Source organism: Streptomyces sp. NBC_01515 (genome assembly GCF_045040345.1).
In the GTDB taxonomy this organism is placed as follows: Bacteria; Actinomycetota; Actinomycetes; order Streptomycetales; family Streptomycetaceae; genus Streptomyces.
The window spans coordinates 8,745,912-8,763,743 of the sequence record NZ_CP109416.1 but is presented as its reverse complement, the minus strand read 5'-3'; the positions used below and the strand labels follow the sequence as shown (position 1 = coordinate 8,763,743).

The following is a 17,832-nucleotide window of genomic DNA, read 5'->3' as shown; positions in this document are numbered from 1 at the left end:
CAGGTCAGTCGAGTTGGCTGACAACTGGGTTGTCGCCCTTCGCGGCGGCGTCGGTCGGCGACAGGGAGGAGGCCACTGTCGCGGGTGCAGTAGAGCTTGTTGGCGAGCAGGCCCCCTGCAGCGTGATCGGTTGGCTGTTCCCGAGACCGTCCTTCAGGTCCGTCCCTGACCGGCTAAAACCCCTGGCCATCGACCAACCAGCGGTGACAGGATCCGCAGCATGACCTACGGAATCGAGTCCTACCCCACCCGATGAGCGCCCAGGCAGGCGGTGGAATCCCCGCCCCTGGGCCCTCCCTTTACGCATACGCGCTGCGCCTGTACCAGTCGAAGCCCGACGGTCGACTGCCTCACGGTGGCTGCCCGTTGCCCGACTCGCCACAAAGGCGCGCAGCGCTGGGCTGGCGCGAGGCCGAAACAGGTGTGCGGGAGACCCTCGCTCCCCTGCTGGCCGATCCGGACACGGTCCGCGCCGCCGACGAGATCCACCGCAGGCTGCACACGCTGGGCATTCGGGATCGTCATGTCCAGGCTGCGCTGGCCGATCTGCCTCTGGAAGAGCCAGCGGCAGCCCGTGCGCTCGGCCGCCGTCTGACACGCACCGGCACCAGCACACTGGCAGTGAACGTCGGCATCGCGCTCCTGGCTCGCCTCGGTGAGCCGGAGGACGTGCCCTACCTCAAGGTTCTCGGCCTGCTGAGGGTTCTCGCCCGTCCCGTGGTCGGCGCGCTCACCGCCCTCGACTGCCCGACAGCAGCCCTGGTATGGCTGGCCGACCACGCCGAGAGCCGTGCCCTGCGCCACCTGATCGACGCGATCGCCGCACGCGATGACCACGAGGCCCGCACATGGCTGCTCAACGCCCCTCTCGACTCGGGTGCTGTCGGACCTTCCACCGCCCGCAGGATTGCCGAAGCCGTCCAACTCGCCGACATTCTCAGCGAGGAGCGGATCGACACCCAGGTCGTGGCCCAGGCCGGACGTCTCCTCTCCCGCATGACAGGACTGCGCGACTACCAGCCCGAGATCCTCAACTACCCACAGGCCACCACCACCTACAACGCGTTCGTCGCACACGCCTCCCAACTGCCCCCGACGCTGGACCACTACGCCATCCTGCTGTCCGTCGCCCTGGACCTGCACAGTGGCCCCAGCGTGCTCCTCGACTGGCAGCCGGGACAGCGGGAAGCCCGCCTGCGCGCCCTCGAAGCCGTCCTGAGCAACCCGTCCTGGACAGCCGTCGCGGAGAGCGAGCCCGAAGAACCCGCCGAACGCCGCCGGGTTCATTGGATACGGCGCGCGGCACGGCAGCCTTTCGATCACGTGACGGTCTCCCGGTTCCGGGTGGAGGCCACCGTGCGGGACCCGGCAGACCTCGACACGGTCGAGGCACGGGTGTTGATCGACGGCCGGCCCCTGATACCCGAAGCATTCGACAAGGGTTCGGCCAACTCCCCCGAGTACCTTCTCGACAGCGGTCGCCTGCGGGCCACGGCCGAGCCCCGAGAGGTGCAGCTCGCCGAGGCGTACTGCACCGAGGGCTGCTGCGGCGCGCTCTACGTGACCATCCGCAGGGATGGTGACCAGGTGGTGTGGCGTGACTGGCGTCGCCCGCCGACGCGGCAACCCCGCGCGGAACTCCCCGAGTACCGCTTCGATGCGGGCGACTACGACGCCGAGATCGAGCGCGCGGAGAACGACCGGTCCTGGTCCTGGCCGGCTCGAAACACCGCCCGCTCGATAGCCGCGGGGCTACGCGAACAACCCGATCTCCTCACCCGATGGGACGGCCAGGCCGGCTGGATCGGCACCGGCTTCCACGACCAGGACTCGACCATGGTCTCCTTCACGTACTGGCCGGGCCTTGCCGCCGGGCAGCAGGACAAGGACGGCCCCTGGCTGCAGTTCGTCTGGAGTCTCCCCGACGACGGCACACCTCCCGAGAATCGGGCTTCTACGGCACTGCGGCAACTCGCCGAGCAGGACCCGAAGACCTACGCACAGGTCAGGGGAGGCAGCCGCTCGCACGCCGAGGCACTCGGCTTCCCGTGGCCCGAACCAGGAGACTCGGAAGAGAGCGCCTGACCGGACACGGAACCGCCCCGGCTCGAATGGGGACTCGATTTCACGAAAGGATCGAGTCATGGTTCGACCTACCCGTTACCCGTTACCCGCTTGAGCTCCGCCGTCGTGCGGTGCACATGATCGCCGAGGCGCGCGACAACACGATCTGCTTCAGGCACCTGTGACGGGCCGTCGTCCAACGCCTTCACCTACTGCGCCGTCCCCTACACGGCTCATCCGGACCCGAGCGCCGGCCGCGGCCGGTCATGAGGAGTGCGCGGCGGGGTGGCCAGTGCGGCCGTGGCGATGGCGAAGCGGCGGCCCTGGTAGTGAGCCGCCGCGACGGCGCTCCGCTCGGACGGGCCGTTGCCGGCGTGGTGGAGCGTGCCGTACGGGTTGCCACCGGCGGCGTTCACGACGGGGTCGGTGTAGCCGGGGGCCAGGACGACCGCATCCCACTGGTGCATCGCCGTGTACGCGGACAGCAACGTGGATTCGCCGCCCGCGTGCGCGTTCAGGGTCGTGCCGAACGCCGTCACGGCCTTGCCCCGGTAGCCGGGACCCGGCAGTTCGCGTTGGGTCCGCTCGATGAAGGCGGCCAGCGGAGAAGGGAGCACGCCGGTGCGGGACCGCATCCCCCAGGCGATTCCGTCCGCCCATTCCACATCGGCCGGCGTTACCTCGTCGCCGTCCACGTGACGGAGCCTGGTCTCGTCGCCGTCCACATGCCGGAGCCTGATCTCGGCGCCCTCCTCGGCGGCGCCGACGGCCAGCGCGTCCGCCAGTCCGCGGAGTCTGTGGTCGCCCTGCTGGAGCACGATCAGAAGCCTCTGCGCGCCACCGGCACGAGGGCGCGACGGCCGGGCCCGGGAAGGGCGGAGGGGGCGGACGCGGGCAGCGAGGCCGGTCATCCTCGCGCCGAGGGTCCGCGCCGCCGCCTCCGCCGATGCGCTGATCCTGCCTCGTGGGTCGGCGCACACCGAGAGGCCGTAGGGGTTGCCGCCGGTGTCGTGCCAGTCGTCGGCGGAGTCCCCCGAGGCGCCGACGGACGTGACCAGCGCGCCCCAGTGGTACATGGTCCGGTGCAGGCTGAGCAGGGTGCCCTCCTGGCCACCGTTGAGGCTCGTCGAGCTGGTCAGAGCGGAGACCGCGAGATTGGCCAGACTGCCCGCGGACCACAGGCCGGCCGGGCCCGTGGAGTCGATGAACTCCTTGAGCGGCGCGGACACGTTGCCGTAGTGCGTCGGTGTGCCCCACACGACGGCGTCCGCCCACACCAGGTCGGTCAGGTCCGCCGGTTCCGCTCCCGGACCGTCGGCCTCTTCGCGGACGCTGCGCAGTCTGACGCTCGCGCCCGCGGCCTCGGCACCGGACGCCACCGCGGCCGCGAGGGAGCGCACCGTGCCCTTCCGGGAGTGGTAGATGACCGCGACGTTCGCTCCGGTCGGGGCACGACCGGTCAGGGCGCCACCGCTCACGGCGCGACGACGATCTCGACGTCCTCGGCGGCGCGCTCGGCCACCAGGTGGATGTCCGTGCCGAGGGGCGCGTCGACGATCACCGACACCGAGCGCTCGCCGGAGTCGACGATGGCGCTCAGCCGGTCACCCGGCTCCCTGGCCGTCAGTACGGCACAGCAGCGTGGCCCGGCGTCGGGACCGGTGGGGATGAGCTCGGGCCAGCGCTCACCGGAGGTCGTCCAGCTCACCTCGGTGCCCTTGCTGCGGACATCGACCAGGACTCCGTACGGATGGTCGAGGAACAGATGCCGGACCCGGCGGCCGGGTAGCGGGTAGCGGGTCGGCCGGCCCAGTGCGATGTCGACAAGGCGCTCCTCCATCGAGCTGCCGGTGGCCAGTCCCCACAGCGCGGCGATGCCGTCTCCCGGGATGCGGAACGCCACCTCCATCAGGACCACCCGTTCGTCGGCGATGCGGTACTCGGCGTGCGCGATGCCGTCACGGAAGTCGAGCCGGCGCAGCACCTCGGCATGCACCCGGGACAGCTCGGCGAACTGCGCGGGTGACGACTCGGGCGCCGGCACGGTGTGCCCGATCTCCACGAAGGTCGACCCGTTGGCCTCGTTGGTGAGCTTCTCGGTGATGCCCGACCAGACGGGCTCACCGTGCTGGACCAGGCTCTCCACCGAGTACTCGGGGCCGACCACCCGCTCCTCGACCAGCAAGGTCTCGTGCTCCGGATAGCCGGCGACCACCTCGGCCAGCCCGTCGACCGAGCTCAGCTCCCGTACGCCGGAACTGCTCATCCGGCTGACCGGCTTCAGTACGACAGGGCCCGGCCAGCCCTCCGCGGACAGGCTCAGGCCGTCACGCTGCTCGGGATGGATCGCCTGCCACCTCGGCGAGACGTCGGGCAGCGCGGTGCGCTGGAACATCTTGTTGCGGCTGATGGCGGCGGCCGGCCAGCCCGACCCGGGCAGACCGAGCAGATGGGTCAGCGCACCGGCCGCCTCGACGTAGTACTCACCACACGAGAGGGCTCCGCGTACGTCGTAGCGCCGCAGCAGCGGCTGTACTCCGGCGATGGTGCTCGCCGGTGACGGATCCGGGACCGGGCAGAGGTCGCCGACTGCGGACAGCGGATGTCCGGGGTCCGCCATGAGTTCGCGGAGCCGCTCCTCGTCCCCGCCCCGGGTGAACAGCAGGACGGGAGTCACCCCCAACTCCCTTGCGTACTCAACGAGTCGGAGATTGCGGATGATCATCTTGAGCGAGGTCATGATGATGAGGGCAGGCTCCTGCACCGTGGTCACTTCTCCTTCTCCGGCTCTCGTGTCGAGGTGACGAGTCGGCCACCGTTCTGATTTACGCCGTTCTGGCCGGCGCTGCTTTGGCCGGCACCATCGTGACCGGCGCCATCCTGACCGGCACCGTTCTGGCTGACGGCACCATTGCGTCCGCCCGGCATGATGACCTCGCTGCGCTTCGCGACGACGACCGCGCCGGCCGGCACATCGTCCGTGACGAACGCCTGCGCACCGATCCGGGCGTCGTCGCCGACCCGCAGCGGCCCCAGCAGTACCGAGTTCGCGCCGATCACCACCCGCGACCCCACCTCGGGATGCCGCCGCTGGCCCGGCGGCCGCCGTTTGTCGCGCCACCACCCCAGCGCGCCGAGCGTCACCTGGTGGTACAGCGTGACATCGTCGCCGATCACCGCCGTCTCGCCGATCACCGTGCCGCAGCCGTGGTCGATGAACAGCCTTCTGCCGATCCGCGCACCGGGATGGATCTCGATGCCGCCGGACAGCAGCCGACCGGTCAGGAAGATCAGTCTGGCGAGCAGCCGGTGGTCGCCGCGGTACGCCACGTGGGAGATGCGGTGCGCCCACAGCGCGATGAGGTGCGGCGACAGGATCGCCTCCGCCGTGGAGGAGACCGCGGGGTCGCGCTCGACGACCACCGCGATGTCCTCACGGATTCGCGCGAAGCGCTTCATGGCTCACCGCCCCAGTTCCGACCACTGCTCGGGGTTTCCGGCGCACGCGAACACCGTGACCACCACGGCGTCGGGGGGCAGTTCGGCGGCGACTTCCTTGGCCGCCAGCCAGTTCGCCGCCGCCGAGCTGCCGATCCGCAGCCCGGTCAGGTCGAAGAACTCCCCCATGCCCCGCAGTGCCCGAGGGAGCGTCACGTGACGGTGGCCCTCGATCAGGTCGTCGTGTGCTTTCACGAACGGCTGCCGGATGCCGTATCCGTGGCCGCCCGATCCCTCGTACGTCGGCTTTCCGCCGGGGCGTCCCGGGTTCGCGTACGGAGCTTCCTGCGGTGTCACACCGATCGCGCGGATGTCCGGGAACCTGCCGCGCAGCGCCCGCAGTACGCCGACGAAGGTGCCGCCGCTGCCGATGGAGGCGAGCCAGGCGGCCGGGCGTGCGTCGCCCAGGTCGGAGAGGATCTCGCCGCCAGTGGTCCGCTGGTGGATGGCGACATTGACCGGGTTGCTGTGCTGGAAGACCGCGGTCCAGTCCGGTTCGGCCGCGGCGATGCGCTGAGAGGCCCTGATGGTCTGGAGGAAACCGCCCCCGGCGGGCACCAGATCCACCTCGGCCCCCCGCTCACGGAGCTTTTCGAGCAGACTGGGCGGGCTGCTCGACATCAGCACGAACCGGGTCCGTACGCCGGTCCGCTGACCGAGCAAGGACATCGCCGAGGCCAGCTTCCCACCCGAGTACACCAGCAGGCGCAGTTCCTCGGGCGGCCGGTCGCCGTGTGTGCGGAGCGCGTCGGCCATCAGGGCGTAGGCCGTGCGGTCCTTCACCGAGCCGTTGGGGTTCTCCCATTCGCACTTGGCGAGAATCCGTGCGCCACCCTGCTCGGAGGGCACCTCACGCAGCGAGGTGCCGCCGAGCCGTGCGTGGAAATCGGCCATCGCCGGATACCGCTTGTGGACGTCGCCGAAGTCCAGCACGTCCTCGGGCGCGAGCGCGGTGAACGGCCGCTGCAGCTGGTCGTCCGGGGGCGCGGTGGGATCGGTAGTGGTCGACGGGACCGTCATGAGCGCTCCACCAATCGGAAGCCGATCGCATAGATCGAGCGGTTGAACCAGCCGTGTCTGCGCGCGCACCGGGCGAGGTCTCCGAAGCGGGTGAAGCTGCCTCCTCGTGCGATGCGATAGCTGCCCTGCCGGGTGAACAGGTCGTCGTCGACCGGCTCTCCGTCTTCGTAGGGACGGTAGTCGTCGGCGACGTACTCCTCGACGTTTCCGGCCATGTCCTCGGCACCGAACGGGGTGCGTCCGGCCGGGTAGACGCCGACCGGAGTGGTGGTCAGCGGGCCCTCCTCGACGGTGTTGGCGTGGTCGCCGAGGAAGCCGCCCGGCCACGGGAACTCCCGGCCGTCGCCGCCGCCGGCCGCGTACTCCCACTCCGCCTCGGTCGGCAGCGCGAAGTGACGGCCGGTACGCGCCGACAGCCACTCGGCGTACGCGTCGGCGTCCTCGGGCCGTACCGTCCACACCGGATGGTTGGCCCGGGTCAGGGGGTATCCACCGAACCGCCACGACGTGGGGAGGGCCGTGGAGCCGGTGTCGGCGAGGAAGGCCCGGTACTCCAGGTTGGTCACCGGGTAGCGCATGATCCGGAAGGCGTCGATGTCCACCCGGTGGCGCGGGCACTCCTTGCGTATCCAGGAGTCCAGCACTCCGACGCGCGCCCATCGCGCCACCACGGACGCCACCTCGTCCTCCGGGAGGCCGAGTTCGGCCTTTCCGGCCGGTACGTCGACCAGCTCCGGATCGTCGGTACGGATGCGCGGGTCGCCGCGCAGTCCGAGCACGCTGCCGGCCGCGTAACGGCGCTCGAAGGTCTCCGCGGGATCGGCGCAGACAGCGGCGAGCCGCTCGACGGGAGCGGTGAACAGGTCGGTGTGTCCGGCGAAGAGGTCGTGCGGCAGGCGCTCGACCAGTCGGCCGGGCAGGCCCATGGCGTCCCGGTCGGAGAGCTCGTTGGGGTTGTGCACCGCGGGGAGTGCGTCAGCGCTCATCCGGCGCCCCCGGTATCTCGTAGACCCGGCCGTCGTAGGAGCTCGCCAGGAAGAGGCCGCGTCCGGTGTCGTACGACAGCGAGGAGATTCCGGAGGTCGTCGGCCGCAGGGTCGGCCCCCAGGTGCCGCGTTCGCGGTCGAAGACGGCGACCTGGCCGTGATAGGAGCCGGTCGCGATCATGCGGCCGGTGCCGTCCGCGGCGACGCACTTGATCGAGTGCGAGTGCGGGGTGTCGATCGTCTCGCAGCTGAAGTCCGGTGCCCACAGGCGGAGTTTGAGGTCGCGGCCGATGCTGGCGAAGTGGCCGCCGGACAGCGCGACGCAGCCGTTGGCGATCCGGTCGTGGGCGCCGTCCAGGCGGTGGACGAGTTCGAGGGTCCGGATGTCGTGCCAGGCCACGCTGGTGTCGGCGCACACCGAGAAGATGTGGTCGTCGGAGGCGGCGACGCCCTTGACGGCGTTGTCGTGCAGCTTGACGTCCTCGATGTGACGGAGCCCGCCGTCCTCCGTCAGGCGGAAGACGAGCCCCTCGCCGGTGTAGGCGCCGACGACGAGGTGCGGGGCGCCGTCCCGGACGAAGGGGGCGGCGCAGTTGAGCGGGGACTTGTGCTGGTGCAGCACGCGTCCGCCGAGCGCGTCCATGACCTTGCCGAGCTGGCCGCTGGTGACGACCAGGAGGCCCACCGGTGTCAGGAAGTTGCAGAGGCTGCCCAGTTCGGTGACGGGCATGCCGTCGCGCATGACGATGCCGGCGTCGCCGACGCCGAGGACGCTGCCGTCGTACGCGCAGGCGGCGTTCATCCCGAGGGTGGGGGCGACCTCGGAGGGCAGCCACTGCCGGGAGCCGTAGTCGTACGTGCGGTAGGTGGTGCCGAAGGTGCCGAACACCAGCGTCTGCCGGGCGCCGAAGGCACAGGAGCGCGGCCAGACGTCGTCGGGGATGTCGGCCTTGTCCACCTGCGTGAGCTCACCGCCGGAGGTGTCCCACAGGAGCATGTTCCGGTCGTAGCTGAGGCTCACCATCAGCTCGCGCGAGCTGTCCAGCACCAGTCGTTTGATGCCGGCGGCGTGAGCGGGCACGGCGTGCGGGTCGGCACCCCGGATGACCACGATCTCGCCGTCGTCGTTGCCGGCGTAGAGGGTGCCGTCGGTGCCGATGGAGATGGTGTCGGTCTCGACTCCGCCGAGGTCGATCGTGGCGACGAGGCCGCCGGTGGCCAGCGACCAGCGTCGTACCGTGCCGTCGTCGCTGGAGCTGATCAACTCGTCACCGTCACCGGCCCATTCGACGGAGATCACGTCGGCGGTGTGCCCGTCGAAGCGGTGCACGAGGTGCCCGTCGAAGTCGTACACCCTGACCCCGTGGTCGCGGGACGCGGTCGCGACGAGTTCCCGGCCGGGGTGGAAGGTGGACATCTCGACGTCGTCGTCGTGGTCGTTGAGCACGGCGCGCAGCCGGAGGTCCGGTATCGACCACAGTCGCGCGGTGTAGTCGCTGGAGGACGTCACCAGCAGGGTGCCGTCGGGGCTGAAGCTGCACTGGTTGGCCAGGTGGTCGTGGACGACGCGGGTGAGGGCGTTCGCCCCTGCCTGGTCCCAGAGGATGACCTGGTTGTCGTAGCCGGCGGTCGCCACGTACCGGTCGCCGTAGGTCGCGATGCCGCTGATGGGACTCTTGTGTTCGATCACTTCGCGCTCCTGACGTCATCGACGTTGATCTCGTGGCCGGCGTGGTCGATCTTCGCCATCAGATAGCGGCGGTTGGCCTGCGTCACATGCACGCCCGTGGACAATCTGCGCCGCACCACGATGCCGCGCTCGCTCAGCCCCGCGGCCTTGGCGGGGTTGTTGGTGAGCATGTCGACCTGGTGCGTGCCGAGCGCCGCCAGCATCTGGGCGGCGACCCGGTAGTCGCGCAGGTCGTCGCCGAAGTTCAGCGCGCGGTTGGCGGCGAAGGTGTCCATGCCGACGTCCTGCAGCAGATACGCCTCCAGCTTGTTGTAGAGGCCTATCCCGCGGCCCTCCTGGCGCAGGTAGAGCAGCAGTCCGCCGCCGGTCTTCAACAGGTCCATGGACTCCCGGAGTTGGGGCCCGCAGTCGCAGCGCGCCGAGCCCAGGACATCGCCGGTGAGGCATTCCGAGTGCACCCGTACCAGCGGGCAGTCCTGCTTCAGCGCATCGCCGAACACCACCGCGACGTGTTCGCCCTGATCGGCCAGTCCGTGGAAGGAGACGACCTCGGTCGGCACGAACTGGTCCGGCCCGAGCTGGAGTGGGATCGACACGGAGGAGCGGATCCGGGCCGGTGGCAGCGGCTCGTCCGGTGTGCGGACCGGCCGGGTCTCCGAGCCCACGTCCGAGCCCACGTCCGCGTCGATGTTCGTTTCTGTGTCGGTTTTGGTGTGTATGGCCTCGTTGCGTTGACGCACCTCTGCCCCCATCGTCGATACTTCTCGGGAGGGCACCGGTGGGAACTCCGCGCGCCGGACAGTCCGTCCGCCCCCGTCACCGTGCCCGGCTCACCCGCATCGGGGCATGAGCCACTCTGTATCGGCTCGCCCACCTCGGAATCCTGGCACCCGGGGCGCCGGACGGGCCACTACGCGATCGTGTAGCGGGGCTACTCGAAGGGTCCAACTCCGTACCGTCCGTGGATTCGGCCGAGCCCGCCGTGCAGAGTGAGGGCCGTCCGGTGACGGACCCGGTGGTGCCGTGACTCCAGGGGGAACACGTGCAGGTGCTACGGCCGCAGAGCTGGCACGAGGCGCTGGCCGCCCGCTCCGAACTGCCGGGCGCCACACCCGTCGCCGGCGGCACGGACGTGATGGTGGCGATGAAGCTGCGGCACTTCAGACCCGAGGTGCTGCTCGACCTGAGCAGGGTCTCCGGCTCGGAGCGGTACCGCATCGGGCCGGACTCGGTCCACTGCGGGCCCCGCGTGTGCCACACCACGGTCGCCGAGCGCTTGCACCGCCAGCTGCCGGGTCTCGCCCTGGCCGCCGGCTCCGTCGGGTCACGCCAGGTGCGCAACCGGGGCACGATCGGCGGCAGCCTCGGCACGGCCTCCCCGGCGGGCGATCTGCATCCGATGCTGCTGGCCGCGGGCGCCGACGTCGAGCTGAGTTCGGTGCGGGGCAGCCGGTGGGTGCCCGCCGACGGCTTCTACCGCGACGGGGGCGGGACCGTCCTCGGCGCGGACGAGCTGATCACGGCCGTACGGGTGCCGCTGGCAGCCGGACCGCAGCGGTTCCAGAAGATCGGCCGCCGGCAGGGGCTGGTGAAGTCGCTGTGCTCCTTCGCCCTGACCCTCGACCGCGGGCAGCGCCGGGTCCGCGCGGCCGTGGGTGCCTACGGGGCAGCTCCGGTTCGGGTCCGCGCCGCGGAGCGACTGATCGAAGAATCAAGGGTGTTGTACGGCGCCGGGACGCTTCCGGCGACTCTCGTCGCCGAGTTCGGCCGGCTCGCCGCCACCGCCACCACCCCGGTCGGGGAGGGCGCCGACGCCGGCTACCGGCGCCGGGCCGTCGCCGTACTCGCCGCCAGAAACCTCACCCAGGCCTGGGACATGTTCCTCGCGGAAGGACACGATGGACATCACCGTGACGGTCAACGGCAAGACCCATGACTGCCTCGACGAGGACGGGCCGGGCGAGAGCCTGCTCTTCCTGCTGCGCGAGCGGCTCGGTCTGATCGGCCCGAAGAACGCCTGCGAACAGGGCGAATGCGGCTCCTGCGCGGTCTGGCTCGACGGCGTCCTGGTCAACTCGTGCCTGGTCCTCTCGGCCCAGGCCGACGGCTGCTCGGTGCGGACCGTGGAGGGCCTGGCCTCCGAGACGGCCGGACCGCTCGAAACGTCCGGCGCCTCACGGGTCCCCGGAACCTCCGGCGCGCTGCACCCCGTACAGCAGGCGTTCCTCGACGCGGGCGCGGTCCAGTGCGGCTTCTGCACCCCGGGCATGGTGGTGACGGCCACGGACCTGCTGGAACGGCTGCCCCGTCCCTCCGACGCGGAGGTGCGCCGGGAGATGGCCGGCAACCTCTGCCGCTGCACGGGCTACCAGCAGATCGTCGAGGCGGTCCTGCTCGCGGCCGAGCGCATGGCCGGCCCGGCTTCCCCGGAGGTGGGGCGGCCGTGACCGCGCAGGGCATCGGCACCAGTCCGGCCCGGACGGACGGGCCGGCCAAGGTGAGCGGAACCTTCGTCTACTCCTCCGACCTGTCCGCCGAGGACATGGTGTGGGCCGCGACCCTGCGCAGCCCGCACCCGAGCGCACTGATCCGCTCCATCGACACGACGGCCGCGCTGAAGTTCCCCGGAGTGCTCGACGTCATCACCCACGCCGACATCCCGGGCCGCAAGCTGTTCGGCCAGATGAAGGTCGACCAGCCCGTGCTCGCGGCCGACCGAGTGCGCCACCACGGCGAGGCGGTGGCGGTCGTCGCGGCCGTCGACCTGGAGACGGCACGCGCGGCGGCCGGACTGGTCCACGTCGACTACGACGTCCGGTCACCGGTCACCGACGCCGCCACGGCACTCGACGCGGCCTCCGACCTCGTGCACCCGGACGGCAACCTGGTCGCGCACACCCGCATCCGGCGCGGCGCCGCACAGTCCGGGGAACTGCCCGCCGCCGATGTCGTGGTCCGCGGCAGTTACTCCCTCGGCATGCAGGACCAGGCCTTCCTGGGCACCGAGTCCGGCCTCGCGGTCCCAACCGGTGACGGCGGCGTCGAACTCCGCATCGCCACCCAGTGGTTGCACGTCGACCAGGAACAGGTGGCCCTCTGCCTCGGCCTGCCCCCGGACAAGGTGGTGCTGAAACACGTGGGTGTGGGCGGCGCCTTCGGCGCGCGCGAGGATCTGTCGCTGCATGTGCACGCCTGCCTGCTGGCGCTGCGCCTGAACCGTCCGGTCAAGATGGTCTACACGCGCACGGAGTCGTTCTTCGGCCATGTCCACCGCCATCCCGCGCGGCTGCACTACGAGCACGGCGCCACCTCCGACGGCAGGCTCCTGTACGTCAGGGCCGAGATCGTCTTGGACGGCGGGGCCTACGCGTCCAGTTCACCAGCGATAGCGGGCAACGCGGCGACCCACGCCGTCGGCCCCTACACCGTTCCCCACGTCCAGGTGGACGCCCGCGCCGTGTACACGAACAACCCGCCTTGTGGCGCGATGCGCGGATTCGGCACCGTACAGCCATGTTTCGCCTACGAGAGCCAGATGGACCGGCTCGCCACGGCGCTCGGCATGCATCCGGTGGAGTTCCGGCAGCGCAACGCGCTGCGGGAGGGCGGCAGCCTGCCGACCGGCCAGGTCCTCGACAGCCCGGCGCCGGTCGCCGAACTGCTGGAACGGCTGCGCGGGCTGCCGCTGCCCGCCGCCGACCCCGCACAGCCCGCCCACGTGGCCCGCGGTGTCGGCTACGCGGCCTGTCTGAAGAACATCGGCTTCTCGGAGGGGTTCGACGACTACTCGACGGCCCGCGTACGGCTTGAGGTCGTCGACGGGGCGCTGCTGGCCACGGTCTCCTCGGCCGCGGCCGAGGTCGGGCAGGGAGTCATCGGCATCCAGCGCCAGATCGTCGCCACCGAACTGGGCGTCCACCGGGTCGAGGTCCGCCAGGAGGACTCCCGGTTCGGCACGGCCGGCCCCAGCTCGGCCTCCCGGCAGACGTACGTCACCGGTGGCGCGGTCCTGGAGGCCTGCCGCCGGGTCCGCGCGGACATCCTCACCCTCTTTCACGAGTCCGGCACCCAACTCCCGTCACCGTCCTGGCAGTTGTACGAGGGTGCCGTCGTCGACGACTCGGGCCGGCCGGTGGCCCGGCTGGCCGCGTTGCTCGGCGGCCGGGTGATCGAGCGGACCGCGGAGTTCCACCACCGCGAGACCTTCCCCCTGGACCGGGAGACCGGGCAGGGGAACTCCAGCATGCAGTTCGGCTTCGCCGCGCACCGGGCCGTCGTGGAGGTCGACCGGGAGCTGGGCCTGGTGAAGGTGATCGACCTCGCCATCGCGCAGGACGTCGGCAGGGCGATCAACCCGGCGGCCGTCGTCGGCCAGCTCCAGGGCGGCACCGTCCAGGGCGTCGGTCTGGCGCTGCTGGAGGAGATCGAGCTGGACGGGGGGCGGGTGCTCAATCCGTCGTTCGCCGGCTATCTGCTGCCCACGATGGCGGACGTGCCGCCGGTGCGGGTGGAGATCCTGGAGCGGGCCGATCCGCATGCGCCGTACGGTCTGCGCGGCATCGGTGAGCTGCCGTCGATCTCGGCGACACCCGCCGTGGCCGCGGCGGTCAGGGCCGCCACCGGGATCGACCTCGACCGGGTCCCGATCCGCCCCGACCACCTCCTGGCCGGCCTGCCGGACCCCGCTCAGCAGTAGGGCTCCCAGAGTTCGTCCTCCAGGGCGCCGGCGACCGCGCGCGAGGAGTCCCGCAGCCGGGTCAGCAGGGACCGGTTGTGCTGCCGGATCTCCTCGTCGTATCCGGCCAGCGGACTGTCCTCGGACAGGTCGAGCAGCCACAGCGGTCGCAGCGACGCGCCACGCAACGCCTTGCCCTCGGCGGTCTCGGTGCCGGCGTGCAGCCAGCGCACTCCGGGGATCCGGGCCGGCATGTAGTAGGTGAGGTTGAAGTACTCGGCGGCGGAGCCGAGCTTGTCGTAGTCGAAGCCGATCGCCCGCAGATACACGGTGTCGCCCCAGCGGTAGTACAGGCAGAACCCGATGGGCGGCTCCCCCGGGCGTGAGCACAGCACCACCTCGGCGCGCGACCCGGCGAGTTCGCCCTGTCTGCGGAAGGACTCGGCCATCGGAGCCACGTCCACACTCCTGCCGTAGCGCAGTTCCGTCCGGGCCAGCAGCCGGGCGACGTCCCGCCAGGACCCGGCGAGCGTGCTGTGCCGCACCTCGTATCCGGCCTTCTCGAACTTCCGTACCTCGCTGCGGATCCGGCGGGCCCGGTGCGGTGACAGCGACTCCATCCAGGCGTCCCAGCCGCCGGGCGGTATCTCGATCCAGGCGTCGGTCTTCAGCGCCACCGGCGCGGTCCGCACCCCCGCATCGCGCAGCGCGATGACGTCCGGGGTGGTCAGGTACATCGCCACCCGGGCGATCTTCGGGTCGTCGTGCAACGGCGACCGCAGCGCACGCACCGCGTCGAGCACCGCGGCGGCTGCCGCTGTCGGGTCACCGCCCTCGCCGGCCAGGACGTGCGCCAGGTAGCCCCGGCGCTGGCCGACGAGGATGCCCTCGGGTGCGGGGCTCGGCAGGCCGCGTGCGGTCAGCATGTCGTGCCAGCGCAGATGCGGGTTGGGCTCGTCGCGCACCGCGGCCACCGGGATCGCGGCCTGGCCGCCCCCGGAGGTGACCACCCGCACGCCGCCGGAGACCGACCCGGGTGCCATGGCGCACAGCCTCAGCCACAGCGCCGACGAGTAGAACCTGCCGTCGGCGAGCCGGTCCCACTCGGCGGCCGGGACCCCGCCCGTGGCGTCGGCGAAGCAGTCCGTCGTGGCGCTCATGGCGACTCCCGTGGTCTCTGCCGGACCGTGCCCGCTGGTCTCTGCCGGACCGTGCCCGCGAGCTCGCTGCGCGACCGGATGCCGAGTGCGCCGAACATTTTCCGTAAGTGGTAACTGACCGTGTGCGGGGACCGGTTGATCCGGGTGGCGATCTGACTGTTGGTGAGGCCGTGGCTGACCAGGTTGGCGATCAGCAGATCGGTCTCCCCCAGGCTGGCCGGCCAGGAGAGGTCCTTGGCACGGCCGGGGGGACGGGCGGGCTCGCAGGGCAGGCCCGCCCGCATCGGTTCGGGCAGCGAGTCCAGGACCGTCTGCCAGAACAGCGGTTGGGTGAAAACGAGCCGATCTCCGACGCCGCTGATGACACCGACGTCGGTGGCCTCCTCCACCAACGGCAGCAGCATCCCGGCGGGCTGCTCGAAGGCTTCGGCGACCGCGCACAGGTCGAACTCCCGCCCGCTGAGCGCGGCGAGCTGGATGAACAGCCGGCAGCGCGGCGAGACCTCGGCCAGCAGCAACCGGACCGCCCGGCGCACCCGTTCGGGCGGGCCGGTGGAGGTCACCTCGGCCATCCCGTCGACGACGGCGAGAGAGTTCTCCTCGCGTAGACCCTGCAGCAACTCGATGAGCAGCCGGGCGTTGCCGCTCGCCGTGGCGGCGAGTGCGGCGAGCCTGGGGGAGGCGGGCGCGCCGAGCAGGGCGGTGATGAGCGCCTGCATGGTGTTTTCGGACAACGGACCCAGGCTCACCCGGGTGTTGGGCAGCGACGGTTCGCTGGGTGGCAGCGCGAAGACCCGCTCCACCTCGGGACCGCCGCGACCGGTGCGCCGGGCCAGCGCCCATACGACGGGCGCCGACGTGAACTCGGCGACGAGCGGGGGAAGCCCGGACGGCAGCTCTTCGTCGAGCTTGTGCAGATCGTCGACAGCGACCAGGACGGGCGTCTTTCGGTCCTCCTGCGCGAGCCAGATCCGCAGCAGAGCCGGAACCGTGACGACATGGGCGGGCGGGATCCGGAAGCCCCGGTCCCGGGCCTCGTCCGCCAGGGCTCTCAGCAGATGGCTCTTCCCGATCCCTGAAGGACCCTCCACCAAAAGGAGCGAGCCCGCCCCCCTCTCCCCCGTCGTCAGGATGCGTTCCACCGGCGTTCGTCGCTCTTGTGACATGGCCGAACATAACCGTGCATGCATAGTCGCAGAACCATTCCCTTCACGACCTCAAGTAATCTAGTGTTAACACACAAGTGCCGTGTTGCCCGCGGCAGTTGACCGGTATTTGAACCTGACCGCGGTTCGGGCGGAAACTGCGTACGCGGACCGAGTGCGCGACCACCACCAAGCGGAATGAGGTATTCATGTCGGCGGAGCCGGTAACTGCCCAGTACAACCGGGAGTTCCGCACAGCGGGCAGCGACCTGCCCGCGGTCGCCCAGCACGTCAACGAGTTTCCGACACTCGCCCCGTGGCGCGGCGAGCATCTGCCCAGGCCGCTCTTCGTCGCCGAGCGGGAAGTTCGCGAGTTCGCCGACAACCTTCACCATCTCCTCAACATGCTCACATCCTTGCCGGAGCGGCTGTTCGACGGAGATCTGGACGCCTTCCGTTCGGTGCTGGGCATCAGCGACGGCCGCTGGGCAGCGATGCGGCGGCTCGGCGACGGGCCGCCGGTCCATAACGGCCGCGCGGATATGTACCACGACGGAACTGATTTCAAAGTTCTGGAGTTCGGCCTGGGCAGCGAGGTCGGCGGCTGGGGCCTCGCCGGCGAAATCCCCAGAGCGATGCTGGAGAAGGATGCCTTCGCCGAATTCGCGCGCCGGAACCGGCTCGGCTACACCCATCCCGCGCGGGCCGCGGTGGAGGCGCTGCGACAGTTCGGCGCGACGGTGGCACCCGGCCGCGAGCCGGTGGTGGCCCTGCTGGAATGGCAGGGCGGCCTCGCGGACTACGGCGACACCTGGCACACCTTCCAGTCCGTGCTGAAGTGGGCGGGGCTCGACCTCCTGGTGGCCGAGGTCACCGATGTGCACGAGCAGGACGGCGCCCTCTACCTCGGGGACACGAAGATCGATGTGGTCTACCGCTGCTTCGTCGCAGCTCAGATAGCCGAGGAGCCCGGCGGCTGGGACCTGGTCGAGCCACTGCTGCGTGCGCACCGGGCGGGCGGGACCCTGCTCTGGACACCGCTGTCCAGCAACCTGTTCAGCAACAAGAGCTGCATGGCACTGCTTTCGGACCCGGCGCGGCGGCGGAACCTGAGCGAGGACGAGTGCCGGCTCGTCGACCGGATGCTGCCCTGGACCCGGCTGCTCAGCAAGGACGCGATGGCGGCCGACACCGACCTCGTCGACGAATGCCTTCAGCGGCGCGAGGAGTTGATCCTCAAGGTCAACGCACGGGGTGGCGGAGTGGGTGCCGTGGTGGGCTGGGAAACAGCCGAAGCGGAATGGCGGAAGGCGCTGGAGAACGGCGCGGAAGAGGGCTGCGTGGTTCAGCAGAGGGTGACTCCCAGGGCAGAGCTCGTGGTCGATCCGCTATCGGGGGAAACCGAGGAATGGCACGCCGCTTATGGAATGTTCTACACCCCGCAGGGTTATGCAGGAATGTATGCCAAAGCGGTACCGGCCGGATCGGGCAGCATCATCACGATCAAGGCGAATGCCAATGCGCGGAGCGTAGGCGTCTTCCATCAGGGCGATCTGCAGGAATGAACCGTCCGCCCGCCTGCCCGACGAAAGCG

General features: G+C 70.6%; 14 protein-coding genes. 5 read left to right on the top strand and 9 right to left on the bottom strand.

Going from position 1 to position 17,832, the window contains the following annotated elements:
- The first annotated feature begins 366 nt into the window (after window positions 1-366).
- Complete coding sequence (locus tag OG407_RS39210; protein WP_405864706.1) at window positions 367-2,085, top strand: hypothetical protein; 1,719 nt, start codon at window positions 367-369, stop codon at window positions 2,083-2,085.
- A 212-nt stretch (window positions 2,086-2,297) separates the two neighbouring features.
- On the opposite strand, the gene OG407_RS39205 is transcribed toward OG407_RS39210, so the two are convergent.
- From OG407_RS39205 to ribA, 7 genes are read right to left on the bottom strand one after another with little or no spacing between them, the layout of a single operon-like run.
- Window positions 2,298-3,542 carry an NAD(P)H-dependent oxidoreductase gene (locus tag OG407_RS39205; RefSeq protein WP_405864704.1) on the bottom strand — a complete coding sequence of 415 codons (1,245 nt, stop codon included), beginning with the start codon at window positions 3,540-3,542 and terminating at the stop codon, window positions 2,298-2,300.
- Window positions 3,539-4,837, bottom strand: coding sequence for an acetyl-CoA carboxylase biotin carboxylase subunit family protein (locus tag OG407_RS39200; protein WP_405864702.1), 1,299 nt, complete (start codon window positions 4,835-4,837; stop codon window positions 3,539-3,541). Before OG407_RS39200 ends, OG407_RS39205 begins: the two co-directional genes overlap by 4 nt.
- Window positions 4,834-5,523 carry a serine O-acetyltransferase EpsC gene (gene epsC / locus OG407_RS39195; protein WP_405864700.1) on the bottom strand — a complete coding sequence of 230 codons (690 nt, stop codon included), beginning with the start codon at window positions 5,521-5,523 and terminating at the stop codon, window positions 4,834-4,836. Before epsC ends, OG407_RS39200 begins: the two co-directional genes overlap by 4 nt.
- A 3-nt stretch (window positions 5,524-5,526) precedes the next feature.
- On the bottom strand, window positions 5,527-6,582 hold the full coding sequence (locus OG407_RS39190) for a pyridoxal-phosphate dependent enzyme (RefSeq protein WP_405864699.1): 1,056 nt from the start codon (window positions 6,580-6,582) through the stop codon (window positions 5,527-5,529).
- Complete coding sequence (locus OG407_RS39185) at window positions 6,579-7,568, bottom strand: formylglycine-generating enzyme family protein (RefSeq protein ID WP_405864697.1); 990 nt, start codon at window positions 7,566-7,568, stop codon at window positions 6,579-6,581. Before OG407_RS39185 ends, OG407_RS39190 begins: the two co-directional genes overlap by 4 nt.
- The gene (locus OG407_RS39180) at window positions 7,558-9,258 is read right to left on the bottom strand and encodes a WD40 repeat domain-containing protein (RefSeq protein ID WP_405864695.1); all 1,701 of its coding nucleotides are present in this window, start codon (window positions 9,256-9,258) and stop codon (window positions 7,558-7,560) included. The genes OG407_RS39185 and OG407_RS39180 overlap by 11 nt, the downstream gene beginning before the upstream one ends.
- The gene (gene ribA / locus OG407_RS39175; protein WP_405864693.1) at window positions 9,255-10,010 is read right to left on the bottom strand and encodes a GTP cyclohydrolase II RibA; all 756 of its coding nucleotides are present in this window, start codon (window positions 10,008-10,010) and stop codon (window positions 9,255-9,257) included. Before ribA ends, OG407_RS39180 begins: the two co-directional genes overlap by 4 nt.
- 290 nt (window positions 10,011-10,300) lie before the next feature.
- Here ribA and OG407_RS39170 point away from each other — a divergent pair, with 290 nt between their 5' ends.
- The 3 genes from OG407_RS39170 to OG407_RS39160 are packed head-to-tail and all read left to right on the top strand — an operon-like array spanning window position 10,301 to window position 13,954.
- Window positions 10,301-11,194, top strand: coding sequence for an FAD binding domain-containing protein (locus tag OG407_RS39170; RefSeq protein WP_405864691.1), 894 nt, complete (start codon window positions 10,301-10,303; stop codon window positions 11,192-11,194).
- Window positions 11,157-11,705: a (2Fe-2S)-binding protein gene (locus tag OG407_RS39165; protein ID WP_405864689.1), complete on the top strand. Its 549-nt coding sequence runs from the start codon at window positions 11,157-11,159 to the stop codon at window positions 11,703-11,705. The genes OG407_RS39170 and OG407_RS39165 overlap by 38 nt, the downstream gene beginning before the upstream one ends.
- Window positions 11,702-13,954 carry a xanthine dehydrogenase family protein molybdopterin-binding subunit gene (locus OG407_RS39160; protein ID WP_405864687.1) on the top strand — a complete coding sequence of 751 codons (2,253 nt, stop codon included), beginning with the start codon at window positions 11,702-11,704 and terminating at the stop codon, window positions 13,952-13,954. The genes OG407_RS39165 and OG407_RS39160 overlap by 4 nt, the downstream gene beginning before the upstream one ends.
- On the opposite strand, the gene OG407_RS39155 is transcribed toward OG407_RS39160, so the two are convergent.
- Window positions 13,945-15,093, bottom strand: coding sequence for a GNAT family N-acetyltransferase (locus tag OG407_RS39155; protein ID WP_405864685.1), 1,149 nt, complete (start codon window positions 15,091-15,093; stop codon window positions 13,945-13,947). The genes OG407_RS39160 and OG407_RS39155 overlap by 10 nt on opposite strands.
- Window positions 15,090-16,184: a LuxR C-terminal-related transcriptional regulator gene (locus OG407_RS39150; RefSeq protein ID WP_405864683.1), complete on the bottom strand. Its 1,095-nt coding sequence runs from the start codon at window positions 16,182-16,184 to the stop codon at window positions 15,090-15,092. The genes OG407_RS39155 and OG407_RS39150 overlap by 4 nt, the downstream gene beginning before the upstream one ends.
- A gap of 263 nt (window positions 16,185-16,447) precedes the next feature.
- On the opposite strand from OG407_RS39150, the gene OG407_RS39145 reads away from it, so the two are divergent.
- Window positions 16,448-17,803, top strand: coding sequence for a hypothetical protein (locus tag OG407_RS39145; protein WP_405864681.1), 1,356 nt, complete (start codon window positions 16,448-16,450; stop codon window positions 17,801-17,803).
- The last annotated feature ends 29 nt before the right edge of the window (window positions 17,804-17,832 follow it).

Coding starts and splice junctions, on each gene's coding strand:
- epsC (WP_405864700.1), bottom strand. CDS start 5,523: ATGAAGCGCTTCGCGCGAATCCGTGAGGACATCGCGGTGGTCGTCGAG.
- OG407_RS39190 (WP_405864699.1), bottom strand. CDS start 6,582: ATGACGGTCCCGTCGACCACTACCGATCCCACCGCGCCCCCGGACGAC.
- OG407_RS39185 (WP_405864697.1), bottom strand. CDS start 7,568: ATGAGCGCTGACGCACTCCCCGCGGTGCACAACCCCAACGAGCTCTCC.
- ribA (WP_405864693.1), bottom strand. CDS start 10,010: ATGGGGGCAGAGGTGCGTCAACGCAACGAGGCCATACACACCAAAACC.
- OG407_RS39165 (WP_405864689.1), top strand. CDS start 11,157: ATGGACATCACCGTGACGGTCAACGGCAAGACCCATGACTGCCTCGAC.
- OG407_RS39155 (WP_405864685.1), bottom strand. CDS start 15,093: ATGAGCGCCACGACGGACTGCTTCGCCGACGCCACGGGCGGGGTCCCG.
- OG407_RS39145 (WP_405864681.1), top strand. CDS start 16,448: ATGTCGGCGGAGCCGGTAACTGCCCAGTACAACCGGGAGTTCCGCACA.